The following is a 514-nucleotide window of genomic DNA, read 5'->3' as shown; positions in this document are numbered from 1 at the left end:
TATTCCCGGTCTGCCAAAACTTTATTTAAGCTCCATCGTAGATCTGTATGACAGAAGCATCGTCAGCTATAAACTGTCTTTAAGAAATGACAGCCGGCTGGTGGATGAAACTTTAAAACTGGCTTTAAAAAATAATCCGGGGCATGTTGGCATGTTCCATTCCGACAGAGGTTTCCAGAATACCCGTCCCGTCTTTCAGAAAAGGCTGGAATATCTTGGCATTCAGCAGTCCATGTCCAGAGTGGGACACTGCATCGACAACGGCCCCATGGAAAGTATCCAGGGGATCTTAAAAGACATGCTCAAAATACTGTATCCAAATATTGAAACAATAGCACAGGTCAGAAAATCGGTTAAAGAAACCATAAACTATTATATGAATGAATATCCACAGGAACGTTTTCACGGACTTACTGCATCTGAAGTAAGAGAAGCTGCAAAAGCAACCGATGAACCGGTACTGTATCCAATCAAAGAGAATAAACGAATCAAAAAATACTGGGAAGGTATAGAT

Annotated in this window: 1 protein-coding gene; it reads left to right on the top strand. The window is 41.1% G+C overall.

From position 1 onward, the window contains the following. On the top strand, nt 1-514 hold a 514-nt coding region (locus tag BO225_RS11940; RefSeq protein WP_158023847.1), incomplete at both ends, for a DDE-type integrase/transposase/recombinase.

Origin of the sequence: Dubosiella newyorkensis (assembly GCF_001945605.1) — a bacterium.
In the GTDB taxonomy this organism is placed as follows: Bacteria; Bacillota_I; Bacilli_A; order Erysipelotrichales; family Erysipelotrichaceae; genus Dubosiella; species Dubosiella newyorkensis.
Note: the sequence above shows the minus strand (reverse complement) of the source record. Positions and strands in the feature narration are given on the sequence as shown.